Consider the following 8944-nt stretch of genomic DNA (forward strand, 5'->3'; position numbering starts at 1 on the left):
GAACGCAAACATTTATCAAACGTTTGCGTTCTTTTTATAGTTCACTTATTATCACTTTATATGTTTAAATCCTCATGATTCTGCTTCCCGGAACGATCGGTTCGCTTGCAGCAGCAATTTCCAACTCTCCTCTTGCTTCCGGAGGATTGTCTTTCCAGCGTTCCTCATCATTTATACCAGTGTTTTTTTCGACTGCAATAAATAATTGTGCCCGCTTCCCATGGTCAGCCCGCTGCTTTTCCATTTCATCAAAAGAAATCAGTTTTCTTCTCTCATTCTTAAGATATTCAACAACTTCCGGCTTTTCTGTAATACAATTATGGCCTTCTTTCGGATCCTCTTTCAGATTAAAAAGCATATCCTTATTCTCATAATGATGATATGAAATATATTTATAATTTTTGTAACGGAGCATCATACTTGCGTAACTTTCACCTTTATATTTCTCGACAAACTGACTGACTACAATTCTCTCTCCATCCTCTTCGCCTGCAAAATAAGGCAGAAGGCTTCTTCCTTCTCCAAATGTATATTCTGTTCCTGCCAGTTCACAAATTGTAGGTCCAATATCCATAATACTTGTCAATGCCTGTATTTGTTTATTTGCCGGCACACCAGATCCTGTCAGAAGGAATGGAATTTTTGCAGATTTCTCATAATAAGTCTGCTTACCGAACATACGTCGTTCTCCTAATGTATCTCCATGATCTGAACAATAACCAAAGATTCCTTCTGTACCGTGCCTTTCTGTATATTTTTCAAAGGCTTTTTTCACTTTTCCAATCTGTGAATCCATAATTTCGACCAGACCACAATAAGCAGCCCTTGCTCCTCTTGTCACTTTCCAACGTGCCTCTTCCCCACGCATACGGCTACTTTGCAATTCAAAATCCTGCAGGTACTCAGGGATTTCTTCCGGTTCATAGAAAGATGGTTTTTCTACACGGTCGTAATATTTGAGATACATCTCTTTTGACGTAATATATGGAAAATGTGGTCCATAGGTTCCCACCAGAATAAATTGCGGCTTTTCGTGTGGTTCCTCTAAATATTCCAATACCTGTTCAATTACCATTTTGTCATAGTTCATTACCGGTGATTCCCCTGCACCTACATAATTCAGACAGAATGGTTCGCCCTGACACCCCATAAGATTTCCACGTTCCTGTGCCATTTTTTCTTTCGGTACCGTCCAGCTTACCGGCGTAATATCCGGTGCAATACGTTTTGTAAAACCATGCCTCTGGTCTTCCCCCACAAAATGCATGCGTCCGGCTAAAACCGTCTCATATCCGGCCGCAACCAGTGCATGTGTAAAGCAAGGTGTAATATCCGGTAACGCATCCTGATTACCATAGCACCCTGTATCTGATGGCAGCTTAGATGACATAAAAGAAATTCGTGCCGGAACACAAAGTGGGCAGGATGTATACGTATTTTCAAATACAGTTCCTGTTTTTCTTATAGCATCTAATGTCGGAGTGTCCACTTTTACATCCCCCCAGGAACAATAATCTGCCCCATGCTGGTCACTCATAAATAATAAAATATCTGGTTGTTTCATTCCCCTTCTCCTTAGTTAAATATTTTAATTAAGTATTTAAAATATTATAGCACCCGCACCCATTAAATACCAGTGCGAATGCTATGTTATTTCATTTTAAAACAAGTGTTCAATATTCAATTCTCTTATAATCTGCACGATCTCTTTTGTTCTGCTGCATCCGAATTTACGGAGCAGTCCTTTGATCTGTGTCTTTATCGTACTTACCTCCACACTGCGTGCTTCTGCAATCTCATGTACCTTATACCCCTGTAAAAGCAACTTTATCATCTCACGTTCTGTTGCAGTAAGTTTTGAAATATTATTTATGAAAAAAAGCAGACTCTTCTCACTCTGCTGAAGTCTGGCATATTCCTGCATCACAGTCTCATGGATCTTATTTGACATAATTGGATTCCCTTTGAGAGCACAGCGGATATGGTAAAGTATTTCTTCATCCTCACATCCTTTTACAATATAATCAAGTGCTCCTGCACCCATGGCTGTCACGATCATCTCGCGGGTCTCATGTGCTGTCAGAAAGATAATGCCGGCTTCCGGGTCAGCCTCCCGTATTTCCTGCGTTGCTAAAATACCTGCGTTCATTGTCTCCATCTCAATATCCATCAATATCAGATCATACTCTGTGTTTCTGGCAAGATTTACAATCTCTTTTCCTGAAGAAGCAGTCCCTACAACCTCCATATCCCGTTGATTGTTGATCAATTCTGTAAGATCCTCTCTTAAAAGCTGAAAATCATCAGCGATCAAAATCTTTTTCTTATCTGCCATTTTCTTCTCCTGTCTGTTATCTATTCGTACTTTGGAATTAAAATATAGAATTTACTTCCCTTTCCCTCTGTACTTTCCACTCTCATTTTACCCAGATGGCTTTTTACAACCTCTCTGACATAATATAAGCCCATTCCCCAGTTATAGTTAGAATTTTTGCTGGAATAAAACGGATCGAAAATCTTCTTTATCTGACTCTTTGACATTCCAAGTCCATTATCACTGACCTCGATCAAAGTATATAATCTTTCATTCCTGCATTTTAAGCATACCTGCCCATCTTCTCCCCGTTCTGCAGCTATGACGGCTTCTTCTGCATTGATCAGAAGGTTATAGATTGCCTCACACAGATGATCCTTATCTGCAAGAACCATAGACACTTCCTCGTTTTGGATGCGCACTCCCGCATCCGGAAATTTATTGTGAAACCGTTCTAATGCCGTGTCTATGATCTCCTGAATATTAACCGGCATCATCGTAATGGAATTAGATTTTACACTGCGGTACAGTTCCTCAATTCTTGTAAACATTGTATCGTTTGTAGCCCGGAGTGCATCAATACATTCTTTCAGCTTCACCGTATCCGGCTCCGGCTGACTGTAAATCTGGTCAATTCTTTTATAAATAACCTTGTTGGCAAGAAGCTGATTTTTCATGCTGTGAACGAACATTGAAACTCCTACCCTCACTGTATCGAATTTCCGTTCCATCACAACATCCGTCATGGCAACTTCATAATCACCTTTTGTATATTTAAATAGACTGTAAAAGCCAAGCACAGCACAAATGATATTTACAATCACAAGCATAATATAACTTGCCAGAGACGGATTAATCTGAAGATATCCGATTCCCCTATTCCATGCGATCGAATACCCGTAAAAGAGATAAACCTGCCCCGGATCCTGATGATAGTAAATAAGATAAATTGCCGAAATCGACACCAAAAAGATTACTGTCTGCTGAAATTGCCTCTTCAAAAACAGGATTGAAATGGAAAAATACTCGATTAATAAAATCACCACAGATACTGTCAGATATAGATTGATCCAGATCATATTTCCTTTTGCTATAATCTCCTGCATACTTTCCCTGTTATGAACAATCATTCTATAAACTGATGGAAAGTAAAGAATCAGCGACATGATCGGTATGACCCTTGATAATTTAACCCATGTTTTCCGCTTTCTAAGTCCCGGAAGCATTGAATAATTCATTGCAATCCTCAGCAAAAAAAACGGAAACAGAGACCTGCCTATGGCAATCAGATATCCCAGCTGACCTAATGTGATCAGGAAATACTGCATCTTCCGATATATGTTTCTTGAAAAATACAGAAATGTTAATACTTCCTGTGAAATGCCACCTTTTTTTGCAATAAAAAGCATAACACCACATAATTCCAACATAAGACTTGTACAAAGTCCCAGCCATAAGATGGAATCTTTATTTTTTCTGTAAATGATCAAGAATACCGATGCAATAACTAAGCTGAATGCCAAAATAAGTAACATGTTTTTGTCTCCTGTTTCCGTTTTCTTAAATCTTTTAACAAAAAAATATTCAGTTATATTTTAACACTATTTTTTGTTTTCTTCTACCTCTCTATGAGATTTCCTCCAACAAATACATCTGCGATGTCATTCTCCGCATCTAAAAGAACGATATCTGCATCTTTTCCATCTGCAATCGATCCTTTTTTATCGTATACTTTGATAAGTCTGGCTGGATTCTCTGAAAGAAGCGGTAAAATCTCTTCCAGACGTTTTCCTGTAAATGCAAGAAGATTTTTCAAAGCAACATTTTGTGTTAAGGTACTTCCGGCTCTTACTCCGTTTTCCAGCTTTGCATCACCATCTTCAACAATAACATCGTTTACTCCAAGTTTATATCTTCCATCCGGTAGACCTGCAGCCATAATTGAATCTGTGATTGCAACTACTTTGTCAAGTCCTTTCACTTTCAAAAGAAGACGTACTGTACCAGGGTGAAGATGTCTTCCATCACAGATTGCCTCACAGTAAATATCAGATTCTAATGCAGCTCCCATAATTGCAGGAAAATGCTGATGTAAAAGTTTCATCGCATTAAATGTATGTGTACAGCATTCTGCACCGTTGTTGATTGCTTTCCAGCTTGTATCATAATCTGCTCCGGAATGTCCGATTGCAACAGTAATACCAAGCTCTTTCATTGCCGGAATGTCATCAATAAGTCCTTCTACTTCCGGAGAAATCGTAATATAACGGATGTTTCCTTCTGCTCTGTCCTGATATTCTTTCAGAAGTGGCATATTGGCTTTCTGAAGAAGATGCTCCGGCATAGCCCCCTTGTACTCTGAAGACAAAAATGGTCCTTCCAGATGAATACCAAGTAAATTTGCTCCTTTATGCTCCATCTTCTGATGTTTCTTATATTCATCAATGCACCATTCTGTCTGTTCTTTTGTATCAGTCAAAACAGAACATAACCATGAAGTCGTTCCATTTCCGGCTGCAAAACGGCAGATTTTCTCATAATCTTCTGCTGTTGCCGCATTAACATCTACACCTACTGCACCATGTGTATGTACATCAATAAATCCAGGCACTACTTTCTTTCCTGCTGCATTATACACTTCTGCCCCATCTTCAATTGGTGCATCCGGTGGTAAAATAATAAGTTTACCATCTTCAATTTTAATTGTTTTCTTTAAAAAACGATGTTCAATATAAACTTCTCCATTTACGATATATCTGCTCATGATTTTTTCTCCTCTTCTTATACAATAAACTGCCACACAAAATTATGTGCGGCAGCCTTTTTATTCTTTTTATTCCGGAAGGTTAGCAACAAACTCTGTAAATTTAATATTGATGTCCGGATGATCCTGCAATAAGCTTACTGGGAAATGTGCTGTTTTTTCGCCATAAGCTGCATGTCTTACAACACTTCTGTGCCAGTCTCTGAAACATCCTAATCTGATTTTTCTTGCATGAGCGATTTCATTAATGCCGATTGTGATACAGTAATGTGGCATATCATCTAATGCACCATTTAAATCACCAATTGAATTCACAGCTCTTGTTTCTTTTGAGATTTCAAGAACTCTTGTATGCTGAGCCAGGAACTCATCCGGTGTCATTGTATCAGAAGCCTCATTGAATGCAACATGACCATTAATTCCAATTCCCCCGAAGCAAATATCTACTCCACCAAGTTTTTTGATCATATCCTGAATATGTGTCAGGTTTTTAGGATCCGGGAAAATTCTCTGTTCTTCCGGCATTACGAGTTCTGGTTTAATTTTGGTGTAAACCGTTCTGTCCATAAATCCACGGAAGCTCAATTTATCCTCTTTGTCAATCCATTCTTTATCATCTGTCAGGTATTCATCCATATTAATAAACCATACATTTTTCAGGCTGATATTCTGCTCATTTACCATATCTACAAAATACGGATACTGTCCTACAGGACCTACAGGGCAGATAAATACTGTATTCTCACCAAGAGCATTTTTACGTTTGATTTCTTCTACCATTTCATCTGCCATTGATTTAAATACAGCAGCATTATCTTCCATAACGATCAACGGAATTTTTGGTGCTTTTAACAGTTCTTCTTTGTTATAATAATAATATTCATGTTTCATTTTCTCTTCCAACCTTTCCTGTCTACATCAGCGTTACAATAAGGCTGCCACACCGATTCCAGAACTCCTGGTCTAGCGTAACAGCCTTGTTATTTCATTTACTTTTCAAATGCTGTGTGCGTTTTCTTTTAGTACTCTCCAGCTTCTTTCATAACATCTAATAATACGTAATCAGATACTGGTGGGTCAACTTCAACAGCACCTGCCTCGATGAAGTTCTCCTTCTGTAACTCATAGTATCCTTCTACTGTACCATCTGCTGCACCTTCAGATACCTCTTTACCTGTTAACCATTCTGCATCACCACGCTGATCATATACTGTATCCTGATCGCCTGCAATCTGTTTTGCGATTAAAGCAGCTGTATCTTCCTGATGATCTGCTGCCGCATAATCCATTGCTTTGAATAATGCTCTTGTGAAACGTACTAAGACATCTCTGTTCTCTTCTGCATATTTTGGCATGCAGATCCAGCTTGCAAGAGATACAGTTTTGTCAGAGAATGTCATGTTGTCTGCTAATTTTGTAGCATTTGCATCTTCTTCTAAGATCTTTAAGCTGTTTGGTGACCATGTTGCAGCTGCATCAACTTTACCGGATAACATAGCGGATACGATTCCGGATGCATCCATATCAATTGCTTCGATATCATCCATTGTCAATCCAACACTTGTAAGTGAGTTTACAAGGATATCTTCACTGGATGTTCCTGAAGAGTAAGCAACCTGTTTTCCTTTTAAGTCTTCGATAGATGTAATACCTTCGCCTCCGATCAATGCATCACCATTGGAGATATGGGATAATGCAAAGATTGTTGCCTGTCCGTTGATGCAAAGTTTATGAGCACCCTGTCCGATATATCCGACATCAATACTTCCTGACTCCATAGCGGAAATGATTGTCGGACCATCCTGGAACTCTACAAGATTTACTGTGATTCCTTCTTCTTCTAAGTAACCCTGAGCGATTGCGTTCTCAACTGACCATAAGCTTCCATAGTTTGGCATGTAAGCTACATTTAATGTAACTGGCTCTACAGCTTCCTTCTCCTCTGTAGCCGGTGTCTCTTCTTTTGCTTCTTCTGTAGCCGGTGTCTCTTCTTTTGCTGTGTTGTCAGCAGGTGCATCTGTCTTGCTGCCGCATCCTGCAAGCATTCCTGCTGTCATAGCACCTACCATTAATAAGCTCAATATTCTCTTTTTCATGTTGTTTTTCCTCCTTAAATTGGATATTTGGAATTTCCCCCAATTCCCTTAGTTATCATTATAATCCGGTTTCCCGGTTACAACCTTTTTATTATTTTCTTACTTCCAGATATTCCTGATATACCTGACTCCAGATTTCATTTTTAAGTTCCATGAATTCCTTTGTCATCTTTGTCTCCTGGGTACGTGGATATGGAATATCAATCTTTACAATATCTCTGATACGTCCCGGGCGGGCGCTCATGATAATAACTGTCTGTGCAAGAATGATTGCTTCCTCAACATCATGTGTAATAAAGAAGCACGTCTTCTTCTCTCTCTGCCAGGTCTCTAACAGCTCTGTCTGTAACTGGGTACGTGTCTGTGCATCAAGAGCTCCGAATGGCTCATCCATAAGTAATACTTCAGGCTCTGCTGCATATGCTCTTGCGATAGCAACACGCTGTTTCATACCACCGGATAATTCTTTTGGATAATGTTCTGCGAACTTCTCCAACTGAACCATCTCCAAATATTTCATTGCCTCTTCTTCTGCCTGTTTTCCTTTGATGCCACGCATCTCTAATGCAAACATAACATTTTTCTTAACAGTAAGCCATGGGAATAATGCATACTGCTGGAATACAACGCCACGGTCTGTACCGGTTCCTTTTACTTCTTTTCCATTGCAGTATACTGCTCCGCTTGTCGGCTCTAATAATCCTGCGATAATATTCAATAAAGTGGATTTTCCACATCCGGATGGTCCTACGACACAGATGAACTCATTATCATGAATATCAAGTGTCACTCCGTTTAATGCAACCATCTCACCATTTCTTGTATTATATATCTTCTTTACGTTATCAACTTTTACACGAACCGGTCTGCTGTCATCGCGATTTGTTAAATCTCTCTCTTCTCCTGCCATGATGTCAGTCTCCTTTCAAGATATTTGATCAGTTTCTCCATTGAGATACCTAAGATACCAATGATAATAATGTATAAAAGCATTGGTGCAGATTCAAAGCTGTTGTTCAGAGATCTGATTCTCATTCCCAAACCGGCTGTTGCTCCAGTAGATTCTGCAGCGATCAGTGTTGTAAGTGCTACAGAAGCTCCAAGTCTTACTGCTGTCAGGATAAATGGTAATGTTGCAGGAGCAATAACTCTGATGAAGATATCTTTATCTGTTGCTCCAAGAACTCTTGCTGCTTTGATCAGTGTCTCATCTACATTGATAACACCCTGATAGATTGTAATGCACATTGTCAAGAAACATGCAATCGTGATAACGATGATCTGTGGTTTTCTTCCAACACCTGCCGCAATTACAATAAGTGGTACATAAGCAAGTGGTGGGATGTTACGGATGAACTGGATCCATGGTTCAATAATATAACGAACCGGTTTATACCATGCCATAAGGATTGCAACCGGAAGTGCGATTACAAAACCAAGCACATAACCTGCTACAACTGAAATCAAACTGGATAAAATATCCGTACCCAGAACACCTCTGTCAATCATTGTTTTAATGCTCTGACAAACTACCACAACATTCTGGAACGCTCTGCTTGTTGATGGAATAATTGATAAAATATACCAGAACAGCATAGCCACTGCAAATGAGATCAGTAACCAGACTCTCTTTGGTATTTTATCTGCCAGAGATTTGTTTTTGTTATTCATAATACCGTCTCCTTCCCTTTCGGAACTTCTTTCTTGATTCAAAGTATAGACCTCTATTTTGTTTTTGATAAGGATGAACTTTTTTCATCCTTTTTCAAA

At 39.1% G+C, this 8944-nt stretch carries 8 protein-coding genes; all 8 read right to left on the reverse strand.

What is annotated here, in order from left to right; all coding sequences use genetic code 11:
- Positions 1-64 precede the first annotated feature (64 nt).
- Positions 65-1564, reverse strand: a complete 1500-nt coding sequence (locus ROSEINA2194_RS11865) for a sulfatase family protein (protein ID WP_007887272.1) — start codon at positions 1562-1564, stop codon at positions 65-67.
- A gap of 96 nt (positions 1565-1660) precedes the next feature.
- Entirely contained in the window at positions 1661-2335 is a 675-nt protein-coding gene (locus ROSEINA2194_RS11870; RefSeq protein WP_007887276.1) for a response regulator transcription factor, read from the reverse strand.
- A gap of 20 nt (positions 2336-2355) precedes the next feature.
- Positions 2356-3849, reverse strand: coding sequence for a sensor histidine kinase (locus tag ROSEINA2194_RS11875; RefSeq protein ID WP_007887278.1), 1494 nt, complete (start codon positions 3847-3849; stop codon positions 2356-2358).
- An 83-nt stretch (positions 3850-3932) separates the two neighbouring features.
- Positions 3933-5078: an N-acetylglucosamine-6-phosphate deacetylase gene (nagA, locus tag ROSEINA2194_RS11880; RefSeq protein ID WP_007887285.1), complete on the reverse strand. Its 1146-nt coding sequence runs from the start codon at positions 5076-5078 to the stop codon at positions 3933-3935.
- Positions 5079-5147: 69 nt separating this feature from the next.
- Positions 5148-5969 (reverse strand): sugar phosphate isomerase family, encoded by an 822-nt coding sequence (locus ROSEINA2194_RS11885; protein ID WP_007887286.1) that lies wholly within the window; start codon positions 5967-5969, stop codon positions 5148-5150.
- 128 nt (positions 5970-6097) lie between these two features.
- Complete coding sequence (locus ROSEINA2194_RS11890) at positions 6098-7174, reverse strand: ABC transporter substrate-binding protein (protein WP_007887287.1); 1077 nt, start codon at positions 7172-7174, stop codon at positions 6098-6100.
- 91 nt (positions 7175-7265) lie between these two features.
- Positions 7266-8084: an ABC transporter ATP-binding protein gene (locus tag ROSEINA2194_RS11895; RefSeq protein ID WP_007887288.1), complete on the reverse strand. Its 819-nt coding sequence runs from the start codon at positions 8082-8084 to the stop codon at positions 7266-7268.
- On the reverse strand, positions 8060-8845 hold the full coding sequence (locus ROSEINA2194_RS11900) for an ABC transporter permease (protein WP_007887289.1): 786 nt from the start codon (positions 8843-8845) through the stop codon (positions 8060-8062). Before ROSEINA2194_RS11900 ends, ROSEINA2194_RS11895 begins: the two co-directional genes overlap by 25 nt.
- Positions 8846-8944: the final 99 nt, after the last annotated feature.

The sequence above is a fragment of the Roseburia inulinivorans DSM 16841 genome, from assembly GCF_000174195.1.
Classification (GTDB): domain Bacteria; phylum Bacillota; class Clostridia; order Lachnospirales; family Lachnospiraceae; genus Roseburia; species Roseburia inulinivorans.